Below are 18,220 nucleotides of genomic sequence, written 5' to 3' on the forward strand. Positions count from 1 at the left end.
AAGTGTAATGATATAACATATCACAATCAATTGATTAAGTGATTTTTGTATCCGAGCCCCCTTTTTGCAATGCCAGATGTCCCAGATAGAATTTATAACAGCGACACGACACACCAGCTCTAAAACTAAAAATCTTATATTTAGTAAGAGCTGAATACATCCGGGCCGCTGTAGCAATCGTTTTAAATGCGTCATTCAAAACTATGCTATTTCTTTGTTTAAGATTTTCTAGTCGCATTTTGCATTGGCTTTTTAACCAAAGAATAAATCACCGGCAAGACGATAAGGGTCAGTAACACGGCACTTGTCATGCCACCAACTAAAGGTGCTGCGATTCGGCTCATCACCTCAGAGCCTGTGCCTGTACCATACAAAATTGGCAATAAGCCAAGTATTATCGTTGCTACTGTCATCATCACAGGTCTAACTCTTAAACCTGCCCCTTCAATTAGCGCCTGCCGGTATGCTTGCTGCGTGATAGGTTCATTGTTCTCTTCAGCTTTTTCTTTGAGTTGCGCTAAGGCTTGATTAAGGTATACAAGCATGAGCACCCCTATTTCTACTGCAACGCCAGCAAGGGCGATAAAGCCAACACCAACAGCGACAGAGAAGTTAAAGCCTTCCAAGTACATCAACCAAAGACCGCCAATCATAGCCATAGGTAAGGTAACAATTATAATCGCTACTTCACTCAACGAACGGAAGTTTAAATAAAGTAGGATCACGATGATCGCAAGCGTTAGCGGCAACACATAAGAAAGCTTTTCTTTAGCGCGTTCCATGTATTCATATTGTCCCGCCCAAGTAATTGAATAGCCTGCAGGTAGCGCAAGGTTGTTTGCCAAATACGCTTTAGCGTTTTCTACATAGCTACCAACATCCACACCGTCAATATCGATAAATGTCCAACCGTTGATACGTGCATTTTCACTTTTGATGCCAGGCGGTCCGTTTTCAACGCGTATGTCTGCTACATCACCTAATGCAATACGCTGACCGTTCGGCGTAACAACGGGCAGCCTAGCAAGCTGTTCAGGAGAGTCACGATAGTCCTGAGGATAACGCAAATTAACAGGGTACCTTTCTTGCCCTTCAACTGTTTGTGTCACATTCATGCCACCGATGGCAGTAGACACCACTTGTTGAACGTCTTCGATATTAAGGCCAAAACGACTCGCTTTGTCGCGCGATATATCCACCTTTATATAACGACCTCCCGCTACGCGCTCCGAATAAACTGACGCTGTACCGGCAACTTGTGGCAGCAACTGTTCAATTTGTTGGCCAATGGTTTGAATAGTATCCAAATCAGGGCCTGCTACCTTAATTCCTACCGGCGTTTTAATACCTGTTGCTAACATGTCGATACGCGTTTTAATGGGCATTACCCAGGCATTGGTTAACCCTGGAAACTTCACTAAACTATCTAGTTCAGCTTTTAAAGATTCCGTGGTTACACCTTCTCGCCACTCTTCTCGAGGCTTAAGTTGTATAAAGGTTTCTATCATGGTCAAAGGCGCTGGATCCGTTGCTGTTTCGGCTCGCCCGACTTTACCAAAGACATTGTCAACTTCCGGCACCGTACGAATAAGCTTGTCGGTTTGTTGCAATAACTCTCTTGCCTTACCTATTGAAATGCCAGGATAGGTTGTTGGCATATACATCAGATCGCCTTCATCCAATGGAGGAATAAACTCACTCCCAATTTTGTTTACCGGATAAAAGCCGACAAGGGTAACGAGCAAAGCAGCCACCAGAGTTGACTTGGGGAATTTCATCACCGCTGTAAGCACAGGCATGTACAGTGAAATAAGCAGGCGATTTAACGGGTTTTTCTTTTCAGATATGACCTTCCCGCGAATAAAGTAGCCCATTAACACGGGTACTAAAGTGATTGCTAAACCTGCCGATGCCGCCATTGCATAAGTTTTGGTATAAGCCAGAGGAGAAAACATTCTTCCTTCTTGCGCTTCCAATATAAACACAGGCATGAATGACACCGTGATAATAAGCAAACTAAAGAACAAAGCAGGGCCAACTTCACTTGCCGCCCGCGCCACTATTTGCCAGCGGTTGTCATCGGTCAGCGGTATTCCTTTTTTGTTAAGAGCTTCCATGTGCTTGTGCATATTTTCTATCATCACAATAGCGCCGTCTGTCATGGCTCCTATCGCTATCGCGATCCCACCAAGCGACATAATGTTGGCATTGATTCCCTGCAAATGCATGATAATAAATGCCACTAAAATACCTAAAGGTAGGGTGACAACTGCGACAATGGACGAGCGAAGATGAAACAGAAACGCCACGCAAACAATGGCCACGATGGCGAGCTCTTCAAGCAATTTACTCCAGAGATTATCAACCGCCCTTTCAATCAATTTCGACCTATCGTAAACAGGCACAACCTCAACACCCTCAGGTAAAGACGATTTAAGCGTTTCAAGCTTTTCTTTTACGCCGTTTATGGTTTGCTGCGCATTTTCGCCAAAGCGCATCACCACAACACCGCCCACGACTTCGCCTTCACCATTTAACTCGGCAATGCCACGGCGCATTTGCGGTCCTAAGTTAACGTTGGCAACGTCGCCAATACGAAGTGGCGTGCCTTGCTCATTGATGCCTAGCGGTATTTTTTCTATGTCTTGCACGGATTGTATGTAACCCGTCGCGGTTACCATGTACTCGGCTTCTGCCATTTCGACAACAGATGCGCCAGTTTCTTGGTTACCGCGTTTAAGCGCCATTTGAATATGACTTAACGGCACGTTGTAGGCTCTTAGCTTGTCAGGGTCGACTTGCACTTGATATTGCTTCACCATACCGCCTACGGCAGCAACTTCAGATACGCCAGGTACAGTTTGCAGTTCATACTTTAAAAACCAATCTTGAATACTTCTTAACTGACTTAAATCGTGATGACCCGTTTTATCGGTTAACGCATAGATGTATACCCAACCCACGCCTGTCGCATCTGGTCCTAATTGCGGTTTAGCAGTATCTGGCAAACTAGAGGCAACTTGGCTTAAGTATTCAAGCACTCGGCTTCTCGCCCAATACAGGTCGGTGTCATCGTCAAAAATGATATACACGTACGAGTCACCAAAAAATGAGTAACCTCGCACTGTTTGAGCCCCTGGCACAGACAACATGGCTGTTGTAAGTGGAAAGGTGACTTGATCTTGCACAACTTGTGGCGCCTGCCCTGGGTAGCTGGTTTTGATAATCACCTGCACATCTGATAAATCAGGTATGGCATCTACAGGGGTATTCTTTAACGAGTAGAGCCCGCCAAAAGCTATGATTAACGTGATCAATACCACGAAAAAACGATTGCCTACAGACCACCTAATTATTGATTCAATCATAATAAAGTTTCCTATCAGCTATCCGTGATTACTGTGATCTACGCTATGGCTTTCAAAAGCGTCATCGCCCATGTCTTTTGAGCCTAAAGCGATATCAGTGATAATAAAGTCGTCACGAATTTCAAATGTGAAGATGATCTGATCACCAATATTGAAACCTGATATATCGAGCTCGTCTGCCACCACAAAGTCCATTGTTGCCGCCGCTCGATTCCATTTTTCAATAGGGCCTCGGCTAATATTCATGGTGCGTGTCGCAAGTTTAATCGCATTAATCGTGCCTGTTACCGTGGCGGAGGATATCGCTTCGCTGCCATCTTGAGGCTCTGACATAATATGGATACCTGTAACTTCATAGCCTCCAACGTCTGTTTTAGACACTTCAAAATGCAGTGTTTGCCCTGCTTTTAACTCGTTAATATCAACGCTGCCTGCCACATTAAAATCCATGGTCATTTCTGGCCAGTCCCACTCATCACTTGGACCATGGGAAATGTTTGCCATCTTCTGCTCTGCCATAACACGATTAACTTTGCCCTCCATCCATACTGACTGAGGCACGTTTTCGTATGTCATCCGCTTAAAGTCAGATGTTTTACTCGATTCTGAGTCAATTAAAAACTGAGCAGAGGTTACAATGACGTCATCTTCATTTAACCCTTCAATGATCTCGATGTTGTCCTGATCGACACGGCCAACAGCCACTGCAATCGATTTAAACTCACCATTACCAAGCGCTAATACCACGCGATCTTGTTTTCCGGTGCGAATAACCGCTTCTTTAGGTACCAGTAGCGCGTTGTCACCTTGATTGGCATGAATCGAAATTTGGGCAAACATATTAGGTTTTAACTGATAATTTGGATTCTCAAACTTTAACCGTACGCGCAGAGTTCGGGTTTTGTTATTCAGCGTTGGGTAAACATAATCAACTACGCCAGCCCAGCGTTTACCTGGTAAATAATCTAGCGTCATTGATACGGGAAGCCCTTTGCTAATAAGCGCTGCATCACGCTCAAATACTTCTGCTTCAACCCAAACTTGTTCCAACTTACCGATACTCATTAAGGTATTGCCCGGTTTCACAAAGAAGCCTTCACGAATTTTTAACCCATCAACTACACCGGATTGCGGCGAGTAAAAGGTGATGCTTTGCTTCACTTTTTTGGTTCTTGCAAGTTGATCAATAAACGTAGGCGAAAGTTGAAGCGCCTTTAAGCGGTTTTTAGCTGCTGATATCAAGGATTTGTTGTTGCGATTCAGCGCAATCAGCAGCTCTTCCTGCGCATTAACTAGTTGCGGTGAATAGAGTGTATAAAGCGGTTGTCCTTTTTCTACTGGGTTTCCCGCCGCCTTTACGAATAGTTTTTCTATCCAACCATCTACGCGAGGGTGAATATGAACAAGCTGATCTTCGTCATACTGCACATAACCCACGGTCGTCACTTCAGACAGCATTGGTTTTAATGCAACTTTTGATGTTCTTACACCTAGGTTATTAATAACTTGCGGCGATATTTTTATCGTGCCCGGGCTGTCTGCCGAGCTATCTTCTTGATAAACGGGCACCAGATCCATTCCCATCGGTGACTTGCCTGGTTTGTCTCTGCGATAATTCGAATCCATAGGTGCTACCCAATAGAGCGGCTTACTCTCTCCATCAGATTCATCTTGGTTGTCAGACAATGTCGACGCTTGATACATACTCAGTGCGCCAGCACCTATCATTGCACCTATTATGGCTACGATTACTAATTTAATGAATGCTATGTTGTTTTTATTTGACATTACTTGCCTCCAACCTGCGCCGTTGAACTGGTGTATTGTGCGCTACTAAAGTTATTGCTAGCTTGCTTTTCGCTTGGGTCGGCTGCGAAAAAATAGTTAATTCGAGCCACTGTTTTTAATGCATCAATATCTATTTTTAAGGCGGAAATTCTGGCATTTAACTCGGCAATTCTTGCACGAACCACTTCGGCAAAGTCGCCATCATCATTGGTGTAGGCAGTTAAAGAAGCTTCCGCTTGATCGTGTGTTTGTTTGAGCAATTGGTCTTGATATATCGTTTGCCTTTGGGACAACCTTTGCAGCTGCCTAAGCTCTTTTTCAATCGTACTTATCATGCGTTTTGTGACGATTAACTTTTCAGTTTTAATCGCTTCTGATTCAGCGACAGATGCAGCAACTTGCTTGTCTTGCCTGTTTTCAGTAAACAGCGGAATATCAAAGGTCACGCCAATCGAAAACAGGTCCGAACGACTATCGCCAGTCGGCATATCATCGCGATAAGCATAGCTGGCATTGACGCCCCATTGTGGGCCATATTGCTGTTCAGCAAGCTCTACCCCTTTTTGCATCGCTTTGTACTTGGCGTCGATAGCGCGAAGCGCTGGATGCTTAGCAAGCTCTCGTGCTAAGGCATTTCTCGAATAGTTTGAACGTTCAAGTACACTTGGGTTAGCTAGTTGAATTGTCGGCAATTGGTTAGCGACAGAAAAATCCATCGGGCTAGCATCAAAATCAAAAGGCTGATCAAGCTTTTGCGCGTCGTAGGTATGCAGCCATTCATTTAACTGAGCGTGTGTTGATTCCAACAATTGTTGCTGCATAGCAAGACGCTCTTCTAACTTTACAAGCTCTAGCTGTGCGCGAATCACATCTTGTTGTCTAACTCTGCCAACTACATTGGAATAGTTTGCTTCAGCAATTTCCACCATTTGTTCAAACAGCGCTCTATCTTGCTCAATTAGCGCGATGATTTGTTGCGCTAAGTAAGCATCTAACCACAACTGTGCAACATCTCGTTTTACTTGAGCCTTTCTATCTTCGCGCAATAGCGGATAGGCCGTTGATTCTATTTGCAATTGTTCCTGTTTGATCGCCAACGAGTCTCCTCTTGGAAACATTTGCGTAATACCTACCTTGAACTGGCTCATTGCCTCTTGGTCAAAATTCCATGTGTCAGTTGGCATATTCAGCAGGCCTATCGATACAGTAGGATCAGGCAACGTGCTAGACACCTTACTTCTATTTTCAATCGCTTGTTGTCGTAACTTATTACCATGCAACCATGGGTCATTAAAAAGTGCGACATCTATCGCATGCTCTAGCGATAATGCTTTTTGATGTTGAAGTTCGGTCGCATGAACGCCAAACGGCAGAAACAGTGAGACTACTGCAAGTTTTAAGTATGTATTGATCATCTTTGCCCCCAGACAATGCTGGCAGTTTCTTTAACGCATACGCGCTATGTTGATTAAGAAAATAAGTGGTTGTGCGTAAATTTCAGACGCACTGATGCTAGGTTAGGCAAAAATCGGTGGACGATATAACGAGGTGTAGATTGAAGTTGTGTGATTAACTGATGGAGAAAATACGGCTTCGCTTAGACGCGCTAAATAGGCTGTTTTTGGCTCTGAGCCAACCATGCTGATATTCATGCACGCCGCCACGGGACAAGCACAATCAGCACCACAACAATCTTCATGACTATTTTGGCTGTTGTTACTCATAGTGCCGTGATTCATGGTACTGTGATCCATCATGCTATGATCCATATCAGCATGACCCATAGCGCTGTGATCCATATTTTGGTGCGACTGATGAGATGATTCACTCGACATATCGCAAGACATAGCAGTAAACGCCAAGGCTTGCCCAACAAAGGCAACCAACATAGCGACAACTATAAATGCGTTTAATGTGCGTTTAATCATAAAAGTCTCATCAATAGATCACCGTAAGGGTAAGGCAAATTATTAAAAATGTAAATCTTTCAACACCTAAAACCGTGTTTGCTATGGCTGCTAGCAACGTTTACAAATACAATGATTATTTGGCAAACAACAGTTGTTAAAAATTTTCCATGTCTCTTGCTGTTGAATGCGGCCTATGTCCATTTTACGTACACGGCACCTTTAAACTCATTGATAAACATAATTTTTTTTCGTTCTCCATATTTAATCCACATTTAATTGTTAACTTGCGAGCGTGGGAGATATCCCCGATGTGCGGAGAACAATAAATGAACAAGAAAACTATCTTAAGCAGTATGTTTTTGGCAACAGGTGTCATGCCATATGCTGCGCTGGGGGAAACTTCCTTACCAGCACAAGTTTTCAACGTAGATGAAAACACGAAAGTTAACACGACGATAGGCACCATTCGTTTCCTTGATGGCGTATCAGACAAAACGGTACGTTTAGAAGTAGGAACAACGGATATAAAAAACTGGACGACTAACGGTGAAGCGTTTGAGCCTATCGCATTTAAATCGACGTTTGCCCAGGCTCCTATTGTGTTTGGTCAGATTCAATCAAATAGTGATTATCAAGTTGAATATGAAGTAAACACCTATTCATATTCAGGCGTAACCAGCAAAAACAATAATCAATTGCTGATGCGTCATCGTTTAGACAATGTAACTGCCCTAGGTTTTGACGCAGTACTTGAGTCTGAATTAGACAAAAAAGGCACCAGCGTTATCCAAAGCTTCCTTAATACTGGTGAAGGCGAAACACTAGGTTGGATAGCATTTGCTGAGCCTATTTCTGCTATATTGAATGACAAGCCTATTGAGGTAGCAAGTACAGGCATTGCTGTTACGCATAACACATATGGTCATGCGTTTAGCGCACCTTTCACAGATACTCCGAATATTTTGACATCCTTATCAACGTATAACGGCACTTCTCAAAGTGGCGTCGCGATTGATGAAATAAACGCAAATAGAGTAAAACTTCATATTGATAACCTCGACGATGATACGCATGTTGCTGAAAACGTGAACGTATTTGCGTTGCAAGGTACTGGATTATTGTTTACTGAGACTATGGCGATTGTTGGTGAAACAGGCGTGGTCACAGTTGAAGATACAGGTAAAGATAATCCATTCACGATCAATTTTTCAAAATCTTATAATAACCCGGTCGTCTTCGTGCAGGCGGTTGGTAAAGACAAAGACATTTATGATGCAGCAGTGCGCTTAAACTTCGTTGCACCTATGATGCTTGAGGCCTATTTGCATTCAGATAACGAAAGCGTTGTGCCAAAAAGCTTTGGCGAGTTTGACCTTCATTACCAAGTTTTTGAAGCTGGCCGTTGGGATATCCCTCTTGAGCATTACAGTTATGAAATTGTTGCTGGCAACGATGCAAGTGTATTCTCAATCGACGCAGTTAAAGGTGACATTAAAGTTGCAGATCAAACACAATTAGACTTCGAACTAGGCAACAACCAATACACACTAACGATTCGTGTAACCGACGGTGCGGGTAACCATTATGATACACCTGTGACCATTAACGTGAATGACATTAACGATTCACTCAACAACAATGCGCAATCTATCGATGGTTTAAGTGCTGATGAGTGGACAGGTTGGGCAGTTGCACCTGCTGGTGACGTAAACGGTGATGGTTTCGACGATATAATTGTTGGTTCTCCCAAAGCTGATCTGCTGGCAAATGATGGTTCTTATGTTTTAGAAGATAACGGAGCGGCATACGTTCTATTCAGTGATGCTACAGGTACTTTCCCGTCATTAACTGAAGTTCGAGGTGGAACTAGAGGTTTCGGCATCATGGGGGCGGCCTCTGGCGATAACGCAGGTTTTGCTGTTGCCGGTGGTGTAGACATAAACGGTGACGGTTTATCAGACGTTGTAGTAGGTGCGCCATATTCAAGTATAAATGGGGCGAGCTCAGGTTCTACCTACGTTGTGTTTGGTAAAACTGATACTAACTACGTTCCTTTATCATATTTAAATGACGGTGACAGCGACGACGGTTTCGCGATACACGGTGCATACGAGGACGACCTAGCTGGTGGTTCTTTAGTCGTTGGCGACGTTAATGGTGACGGTCTTGGTGACATCATTATTGGTGAAACGGTTACTCGCTACCTAGCAGGTACTGGTGTATTTGCATTAAGAGACCTGTTAGAAGACGCATCTCCAGATCCAAACCTCGCCTATGTTGTTTACGGTAAAACAAACACTGACGTGGTTCAGCTAGCAAATGTTGCTACCGACTACAACGAACAAGGTTTTGCTATAACTCGCCCTAGCCGCAAGCTATTTAGCGATTGGCAATACGGTGCCCAGGTGCTTCCAACAGGTGACTTTAATAGTGACGGTTTGACAGACTTTATTGTTAGCCATGGTTTGTACGTTGATTTTTCAGGTACAAGTTACGTGGTGTATGGTCGTATTGGTGGCGAAGCGGTTAAATACAACAGCATTAAATCAGCTGGCAATGGTATCAAAATTGTCCCTGAGGGAAGCGGTAATTATGGCTTTGACTTCGGTGCATCAACGTTAGATGCACTTCCTTCATTTACCACGTCTCACGTAGGCGATGTAAACGCTGATGGTGTCGACGATATCGCATTATTACTGACAGATACTGGATGTTGTTCTGCCATTGACCATCCTCGTGCGTATATTTTATTTGGTGGCGTAAACGTTGCCGATGAAATTAACCTAGCCGACATTGCTGATGGCAACGGAGGCTTTGTTATTCACAACGATGCGTCAAATATCGATCATCATCAATTACAAGTTATCTTGGGATCAATTGGTGGTGCCGGTGACCTAAATGGTGATGGTTTTGACGACATCATTATTGGCGACCCGTTTGCTGAAGGTAACAAAGGTCGTGTATATGCCGTTTATGGCCGTAAAGGTACCGACCCAGTTTATTTAAGCGAAATTATTGAAACCAGCCAAGGCTTTTACTCTGAAGGTAACGGTGGTGAGCAGCTAGGTCAGTTCATTGCTAGTGCCGGTGACATAAACGGCGACGGTATAAAAGACATTCAATTTGGTACGCCATCTTCAAACAAAAATAACCTAAACAATACAGGTGCTGTCTATGTGCTTAATGGTGATGGCAACCTAATCTCACTTTGGGGTACTGATGGTAATGATTCGATCACTGGGTCTTCTGCAGCTGACAATATAGCTACAGGTACCGGTGATGATGTTATTCTCACCAATGGTGGTGCAGATGCGGTTTATGCTGGCCCTGGTGAGGATACCATTTACATATCAGACAACGACTTTACCCGCATTGACGGTGGTGGTAATACCGATACGCTAGTGTTTGAGGGTTCTGGCATTAATCTTAACCTTGCTGCTGAGGCGTCTCGCGTTCGTAACGTTGAAGTGTTTGATATACGTGGTTCGGGTGCAAACTCCATTACGCTTAACAAGAGTGTGAGCAGCAACTCAAACTTACGCATTTTAGGTGATGACAATGACTATGTAGGTGCAGCGAACAACCAATGGGTTGATTCAGGCGCGACGCAGGTTATCGACAATATAACCTACAAAGTGTTTACTGCAGGCTCTGCCACTATGTTAGTGCAAGAAGCAGTGACGATTAGTGTTAACAATGCACCGACCATTGAAAGCCAAGTGTTTACGGTAAGTGAATCAGCAGCAAGTGGCACTGCAATTGGAACTATTGCAGCCGATCCAAACGATGTCGGCGACTTTGTGACGTTCCAAATATTAAGTGGAAATTCTGATGGCGACCTAGTGCTTGATACACAAACAGGTGTATTAACGATAAGTGACTCAATTTCCCGTTTAGACTTTGAGCATACCTCAACTTATTCGTTAGAAGTGATTGTTTATGACCAATACAACGTAACGGATAGCGCAACGGTTACCGTCAATGTATTGGACATGGATGCCATAACTGTCAGCTTCGACGGCGATGTCAGTGGTGAAGGCAGTTATTGGGGCGAAAACACCGTACTTGAGTTATTGGGTATGAGTTCTCCTGACTGGGCGTCTACAGAAACGAAAATGACTTGGACCCTGCCTGATGAAGATTCAGGAGCGGCCACATGGCCAGCTTTTAGAGTGCAATCTGGCGGTAAAATTCACTATGTTGGCGGTTTAGATGTATTCGGTGGTTGGGTTGAAGCCGATATTCCATTAACGATGGACTTGAAATACCCGGATGAAATCCAAGTTGGTCAACCTGTCAACTTAACAACCTTGTTTAAGGTTGATCAGAACGCAAACTTTATGGCGTCTTCTCCAGGTGTGGAAATTTCTGCAGAGTTAATTGTTGAAGACTTCTTTATGAGTTTCGAATCAGAAGTTTTCCCCAATATGAACGACACAACAGAAATCGATTACGGTTCTGTGTCGAAAAGTGTTGGCGCAGAATCGTCAGGTGTTTATGGGGATAACTGTGCTAATGCGCTTAATCGAGCCGATTGTTACAAGTTAGACGATAATACTGAAGTATTTGATTTAACTAGAGCATTAACCGACGATGAAATTACTGCGCTTATTACAAACAATTTCTATGAACTGTCGTTAGCAACAACAATCGCGCAAGCCAGAGAAATTAGCACAAACATCACCTACGATACTAGCATGGTGAACGGTGTGTATCAGGTTGATGTTGTTTATGCGCATGTTGGTGCGACTGATGGTATCGAAATAATCAGCGACGATATTTCAGATCCAACCGCAACAATCTACTCGTTCATTCCAGCGAATAGAACCAATCAAGAGATCTCACTATTCATTAAAAACCTGACGCGTGAAACCTTGGCCGGTGATGTAGAACCTAAGGCAAGAAAAGCCATTGAAAAAGCCATCAAGTTAGAAGTAGACAAATTACGCTTCCTTGCAGGGCACGATTTAGTGGATTGGGTTGCGGAAGAAATCTACTGGGGTAAAAATTGGACGAAATGGCATGCCAAAGCAGGTATGGAAGCCGTTGAAGGTTCAACGGATACCTGTATTGAAGATTACTTTGCGCCAGTAGGTGATGACTTATATCGTAGCTACAAGTTCAGTACCTTAGATACGTTTGTTAGCTTCACATTCGACTTATATCAAGACTTTGAATTGAATGTTGAATCTACGGCAATTCTTGTGTTGGAAGATGGTACAGAAATCTACTTCGATCCTGAAGAAGACATTAATTTTACGCCAGAACTAGCGCATGATGTAAACAATGACGGTATGATCGACGCCGTATTAACCGTCAACGCTGAATCGAACTTTGTGAACAAGAGTAAAATGGCAAGTTCACTGAAAATGCCGTTCAAGTTCTTAGAGTTTGAATATAACGTGCAAGAAGCGGTTTGTACTGCAGCCAATATTTACGTAAAAGGTAATCAAGGTGCAATATTCGAAAAGGGTTCTTATGGTCCGTTAATGGATACAGAGTATGTTGTACCATTTAGAGAAACTGATTTTGGTGGTTCAACAAAAATCACGTTAGCACAAAACACCTATACAACGCAGTTGTCTTTCGATTTGTGTAACCAAGGTGGTGTGTGTGGTGAACCGGTATTGTCATACAAAAACAACCCGCCAACGGCGTCTGATATCACGATAGCAGGTGATTACATTGGCAAGTCGACAGTGACTGCAACGTACGCCTATAGCGATCCAGAAGATGATATTGAAGAGTCATCAAATTACCAGTGGTACCGCTCTGCAACGGGCAGTGACACAGACGCACAAGTTATCGGCGATGAAGTGTATGAGTCGTATACCTTATCAACTGAAGATGTTGATAGCTATGTTGCATTTTGTGTAACGCCTTACGATGGTACGGATTATGGCAATCCAGCGTGTTCTGAATGGGCATACGTTGAAAGTCCATATTCACAAGACTTGTCGATAAAAAGTGGCTTTGGCAATGCGATTGTCTTTGATGGCACAGATCAAAGCATGGTTCAAACCATGAACACTGGCTTCAATCCAAACAGTTCGTATACGATGGAAGCTTGGGTGAAAGTTGATGCGCTAAACGTTGACGACAAGTCTAATATCGTGACGTTTACTCAGGGTGAAAATACATCCAAAGCAGCGATTAGGGTGCTATCTGACGGTCGCATACGTATCAAGGCGACAAATACCACGTTTATATCAACGGAAACTGTTAGTGTTGGTCAATGGCAGCATTACGCCATAAGTTATGATCAACCGACTCAGCAGTTATCGGTTTACCTAGATGGTGAATTGATCATCTCAGCTGTGGATGCGGCGGATACAAGTGACGTTTACTTTGTCTGGGCGTCAGGTAATGACGGTATAAGCAAAAAGCTCTACGGCCAAATTGATGAAATTCGAATTTGGAATCAAGCGTTATCTCAAGAAACGATTGCAGCGAATCGTACATTAGGCGTGTCATTAAACGATGCAAGCTTAGTGTCTTACTACAACTTCGATACACTTGTTAATGGTGAATTAGAAGACTTAACGGGTGCAAGCGAAATGGTATTGGTAAACGCGCCAACACTTGAAAAGCACAACGCGCACATGACGCTTGATGGTAATGGCGATTATATCAATTTGGGTGACCCGTCCGACGGTTCTCTAGATTTTGCTGGTGAGAATTTTACTATTCAAGCTTGGATTTATTTAGCGCCTGGTTCAAACGGTACCAAACGTATGATAGCGACTAAGAAGATTGGTGGTGCGGCAGGATATAAAGGTTGGACTTTTAGTATAAATGGTTCAAACCGATTAGAATATCACCATGATGCTGCTAATAACGGTGTAAAAACATACAGCGCAGGATCATTTAAGACAGGTCGTTGGTATCATGTCGCGGTTGTTGCGGACTGGGATCGTGGCAAGATAGCCTTGTATGTTGATGGTAGTGAAGTTTCTGGTTCAGGTAACGGCCTAGGCACGAAACGTAATATGAGCAATCATGCACCAATGAGAATAGGCGCTTACAGTGTCGATCAATATGCTTCATCTTCAGGAACGTATTTTGAAGGAAATATAGATGATTTTGCGGTATGGACACGAGCATTGTCTGCAGACGAAATCAAAGCGTGTAAAGACGAAATGGTACTGGGCTGTGAACAAGATCTATTGTTGTATTACGATTTCGAACTAGAAACCCGTAAGAACAAGGCAACAGATAGACATAACGGCTCTATCTTTGGCGCAATAACCGTTGAAAATGGCATTAACTTATCATTCGAAACAGGTCACAACGAAACCTTCACTGGTGTATTGCCAATTGGTGAGGGTGTTGAATTTAATATTGTCGACATGCCAAGCAATGGTGAACTAGTGTTCAGCCATTATACAGGTGAATTCACATACACACCTGACGGTGATAACACGATTACGACGGATTCATTCACGTATATTGTTTATACTGCTGATGATAGAGAAAGCCTTAAAAAAGTGGTCACAATTAACCGCCAATAATGGTTAATGAGAAATAAAAAAAGCAGCCTTAGTGCTGCTTTTTTATTGCATAGTGATAAATAACGAAAAGCTTATTAAGCATCAACAATAAAGTGCTAAGTGAACCGATATATACCCACTCTTTAGGGTTAAAGCGTCAAGGGAAATTCAATGTCTCTAAAAACCAAAAATTGTAGCTAGAACAGAAATTAGTATGAACTTTCATGCAAATTTTATCGATGTTTTGCATCCATCGGTTGATACCACAACTCATAGCTACCTTTCATGTAAGAACTTCAAACTGTCTATCAAAACTTTGAGTTCAACTATGAACGGAAGTGCACAGCCATAAAAAAAGCGAGCCTGATAGCTCGCTTTCTTATCTATACAGCTTAGGGCATATCGCCAATAGCTATGCTGTCAGATTCGAATAAAGTTTGCAACTTAAGAGCATTGTTTTAAAAGGAATTAATACAAAAAGCAAGTTTGAAACTAAACAACTAAAACCCTACTTTTGAACGTTAGAGTTAAAATAAAGTTTGAAACTCCTATTTTTTAAATAACTAGCGCTATTGTTATGTTGGTTACAAGTCTAAATTGCTCTTATCAGTCCTTTATACATATTCATTTGACAGTGAAACTTGTACTCCCCAATTGTGAGCGCTGGCAAAACAATTTCAGTTTCCTTATTAACTAATAATTGTTCACTAATTTCGAGCTCAGGGATCAATAACATTTCTGCACAAGGAGATTCATCTAAACGAGTGAACCTTAGTTGTATTGGTTTACCAGTCGGCACATTGATCAATGCTGGTGAGTAAACGCCATCTTTAACGATTACCTCTACATCAGTTTTGAGTGCATTTTTGGCCTCAGGTTTATAAAGCCAAAACCACCAAATAATAAGAGCGATTGTCGCCAAACCAACTATATTTGCTATCAACATATCAACTCCTAACTTTCTCTCGATTTGAATAAGCGTAATCTGTTTGCGTTGGAAACTACCGTTAATGAAGAGAACGCCATAGCAGCACCAGCAATAACGGGGCTCAGTAAGATGCCAAATACAGGATAAAGCACACCTGCCGCCACAGGGATCCCTGCGATGTTGTATATAAAAGCGCCAAATAAGTTTTGTTTTATATTTCTTAACGTCGCTTTACTCACTGCAATAGCATCAGCAAGACCATGTAAAGAGCCTCTCATTAAAGTAACATCGGCACTTTCGATGGCCACATCAGTACCTGTACCAATTGCAAAACCAACGTCTGCTAATGCCAAAGCTGGAGCGTCATTGATACCGTCTCCAGTCATACCAACAATTTCACCTAAGTTCTGAAGTTCCTTAACTTTACTCGCTTTATCTTCAGGAAGGACTTCTGCGTAAAATTCAGAGATCCCCACTTTTAACGCAACCGCCGCTGCGGTCTCTCTGTTGTCGCCAGTCAGCATAATCACTTTAATACCGTTTGCTTGCAGTCTCTTAATGGCAGAAATGGAGTCGTGTTTAATAGGGTCTGCCACCGCGATAATTGCTGCTAACTCGCCATCAACAGCAAAGTACATTGGAGTTTTTGCTTCTTTAGCTAGGGATTGTGCTCTTCCTGTAAAACCAGTCAGGTCTACATCTTCTTCAGCCATCAATTTAGCGTTGCCGAACAATAGCGACTTTCCTTCACATCTTGCTTTAACACCTTGGCCTGTAATCGCTTTAAATGATTGAATTTTTAACAGTTCGATTTTTTTCAGAGCTGCACTTTCTAAGATTGCTTCTGCAAGAGGATGTTCAGAACCATTTTCTAAACTGGCAGCTAACTGAAGCACTGACTTTTCATCTGTGGCATTTGCTAAGACTATATCAGTAACCTTAGGAGCGCCCTCTGTAATTGTGCCTGTTTTATCCAAAATCATTGCCGTAACTTTTGATGCTGTTTGTAATGCTTCACCGTTACGAATTAATACGCCAGCCTCAGCAGCTTTTCCAACGCCAACCATCACTGACATAGGAGTTGCTAAGCCCAATGCGCATGGACAAGCAATAATCAAAACTGTTGTCGCAGAAACGGTAGCAAAGGCAATGGCAGGCTCAGGACCAAAGTTGAGCCACGCTAAAGCACTTAACACAGAAATTATCATCACAGCTGGCACAAAATAGGCTGAAATAGAATCAGCTAAGCGACCAATAGGTGGTTTTGAATTTTGTGCTTTCTTTACCATATTAATAATTTGAGCAAGCGCAGTGTCTTTTCCAACTCGAGTAGCCCTAAAAAGGATTAAGCCTGACTTGTTAAGTGTTCCTGCCACTACTTGATCACTCACATTTTTTTCAACAGGTATTGGTTCACCTGTCAGCATTGACTCATCTATAGCGGTATGACCGTCCACGACTTCACCATCTACAGGAACTTTTTGGCCAGGCTTAACCTTTACAACGTCGTTCTCTAAGACTTGCTCAATACCTATTTCAACCTCTTTATTGTCTCGAATAACAATAGCCGTTTTTGCTTGCAACCCAATCAAACGTTTTATGGCTTGTGATGTCTTGCCCCGTGCTTTTAGTTCAAGTGCTAAACCTAAGTTGATTAACCCAATGATCATTGCTGTAGCTTCGAAATATACATGACGAGCCAAAAAGGGAAGTACGTCAGGTGAAAGCACAACAACCATTGAATAAATCCAAGCTGTGCCTGTGCCTACAGCTATAAGTGTATCCATATTGGCAGAGTGATTTTTGAAACTGTTCCATGCACCAACATAAAAATGCTTACCTGAAAAATACATCACACCCAAAGTGGCAATACCTACAATAAGCCATGATATTCGTTCTGTTGTTGTAACAACGGTCATCTCACCAATGAACAACCCATAGATCATTAGTGGAATACCTAGAGACAGTGCAATAAAAGTATCTCGCAGTAACTTCTTGTAATACTCCCAATCAGCAGCTTCTTTCTCATCCAAAATCTGATCCGCTTTTGCGTTATCCAATAGCTTTGCATTGTAGCCAGCCGACTCGACCGCTTTGATTAGTTCATTAGCGTGCGCTGTACCAGAAACCATCACCGTTCTATCTGCAAAGTTCATTTCAGCTGAAACAACTCCCGCAGTCGATTGAATTGCGGATTCAATTTTACCAACACAACTCGCACAACCTGCGCCTTCGATAATAAGTTGCTGGCTAGGTTCTTTATTTTTCATCACTTGGTTCCTCCGTACCTACAGGCTCGAAACTATCGATAAGATGACAAACCATCGTAGATGTTGGTGCTTTATCCTCTTTACATTCCCATTGCTCTAGGGCACTGCTCATATTTTCACGTAACTTTAGCATTGCCTGGAATTGTTTTTCTGTTTCAGCTAATCGCTCTTTAATAAGCGTTCGAACCAATGGACATGCAGCTTTGCCATGACTAGCCTCATCAACTATTTGCTGAATATCAGACACCGAAAAGCCAAGTTGCCTTGCACTTAAGATAAACTTGAATCGAGAAACCTCTGTGGGCGGATAATATTTGTAGCCATTTTCCGACTTTATCGGATTAAGCAACTTCAAACGCGTGTAATACCTTACTGTATCAGGCGTTGTGCCATAAGCCTTGGCTAGTTCGGACACTTTCATATGACCTCGCAACTTAAAATATTTGAGTAGTTAAGTTGAGTGTAG

8 protein-coding genes are annotated in these 18,220 nt (G+C 42.7%); 1 reads left to right on the forward strand and 7 read right to left on the reverse strand.

The features are described 5' to 3' along the window. Positions 1 to 218: 218 nt before the first annotated feature. The 4 genes from QUD85_RS10540 to QUD85_RS10555 form a co-directional block, all read right to left on the reverse strand. Entirely contained in the window at positions 219 to 3,368 is a 3,150-nt protein-coding gene (locus QUD85_RS10540; RefSeq protein ID WP_093328103.1) for an efflux RND transporter permease subunit, read from the reverse strand. A gap of 18 nt (positions 3,369 to 3,386) precedes the next feature. After that, entirely contained in the window at positions 3,387 to 5,156 is a 1,770-nt protein-coding gene (locus tag QUD85_RS10545) for an efflux RND transporter periplasmic adaptor subunit (RefSeq protein ID WP_093328102.1), read from the reverse strand. Beyond that, the gene (locus QUD85_RS10550) at positions 5,156 to 6,571 is read right to left on the reverse strand and encodes a TolC family protein (RefSeq protein ID WP_093328100.1); all 1,416 of its coding nucleotides are present in this window, start codon (positions 6,569 to 6,571) and stop codon (positions 5,156 to 5,158) included. The genes QUD85_RS10545 and QUD85_RS10550 overlap by 1 nt, the downstream gene beginning before the upstream one ends. Positions 6,572 to 6,673: 102 nt before the next feature. Continuing rightward, a complete protein-coding gene (locus QUD85_RS10555; RefSeq protein ID WP_093328098.1) occupies positions 6,674 to 7,084 on the reverse strand; it encodes a hypothetical protein in 411 nt (136 codons plus the stop codon). Between the two features lie 308 nt (positions 7,085 to 7,392). On the opposite strand from QUD85_RS10555, the gene QUD85_RS10560 reads away from it, so the two are divergent. Then, positions 7,393 to 14,577, forward strand: coding sequence for a LamG-like jellyroll fold domain-containing protein (locus QUD85_RS10560; protein ID WP_286218889.1), 7,185 nt, complete (start codon positions 7,393 to 7,395; stop codon positions 14,575 to 14,577). A gap of 571 nt (positions 14,578 to 15,148) precedes the next feature. On the opposite strand, the gene QUD85_RS10565 is transcribed toward QUD85_RS10560, so the two are convergent. The 3 genes from QUD85_RS10565 to QUD85_RS10575 are packed head-to-tail and all read right to left on the reverse strand — an operon-like array spanning position 15,149 to position 18,175. Beyond that, positions 15,149 to 15,502, reverse strand: coding sequence for a cupredoxin domain-containing protein (locus QUD85_RS10565; protein WP_093328094.1), 354 nt, complete (start codon positions 15,500 to 15,502; stop codon positions 15,149 to 15,151). 8 nt (positions 15,503 to 15,510) lie between these two features. Then, positions 15,511 to 17,754, reverse strand: coding sequence for a heavy metal translocating P-type ATPase (locus QUD85_RS10570; protein ID WP_093328093.1), 2,244 nt, complete (start codon positions 17,752 to 17,754; stop codon positions 15,511 to 15,513). Further along, complete coding sequence (locus QUD85_RS10575; RefSeq protein WP_093328091.1) at positions 17,744 to 18,175, reverse strand: MerR family transcriptional regulator; 432 nt, start codon at positions 18,173 to 18,175, stop codon at positions 17,744 to 17,746. The genes QUD85_RS10570 and QUD85_RS10575 overlap by 11 nt, the downstream gene beginning before the upstream one ends. Positions 18,176 to 18,220: the final 45 nt, after the last annotated feature.

The sequence above is a fragment of the Thalassotalea agarivorans genome (assembly GCF_030295955.1).
GTDB lineage: Bacteria > Pseudomonadota > Gammaproteobacteria > Enterobacterales > Alteromonadaceae > Thalassotalea_D > Thalassotalea_D agarivorans.

What these genes read in the sequence shown, in the direction of transcription:
- QUD85_RS10540 (WP_093328103.1), bottom strand. Translation starts at nt 3,368, where the DNA reads ATGATTGAATCAATAATTAGGTGGTCTGTAGGCAATCGTTTTTTCGTG.
- QUD85_RS10545 (WP_093328102.1), bottom strand. Translation starts at nt 5,156, where the DNA reads ATGTCAAATAAAAACAACATAGCATTCATTAAATTAGTAATCGTAGCC.
- QUD85_RS10550 (WP_093328100.1), bottom strand. Translation starts at nt 6,571, where the DNA reads ATGATCAATACATACTTAAAACTTGCAGTAGTCTCACTGTTTCTGCCG.
- QUD85_RS10555 (WP_093328098.1), bottom strand. Translation starts at nt 7,084, where the DNA reads ATGATTAAACGCACATTAAACGCATTTATAGTTGTCGCTATGTTGGTT.
- QUD85_RS10560 (WP_286218889.1), top strand. Translation starts at nt 7,393, where the DNA reads ATGAACAAGAAAACTATCTTAAGCAGTATGTTTTTGGCAACAGGTGTC.
- QUD85_RS10565 (WP_093328094.1), bottom strand. Translation starts at nt 15,502, where the DNA reads ATGTTGATAGCAAATATAGTTGGTTTGGCGACAATCGCTCTTATTATT.
- QUD85_RS10570 (WP_093328093.1), bottom strand. Translation starts at nt 17,754, where the DNA reads ATGAAAAATAAAGAACCTAGCCAGCAACTTATTATCGAAGGCGCAGGT.
- QUD85_RS10575 (WP_093328091.1), bottom strand. Translation starts at nt 18,175, where the DNA reads ATGAAAGTGTCCGAACTAGCCAAGGCTTATGGCACAACGCCTGATACA.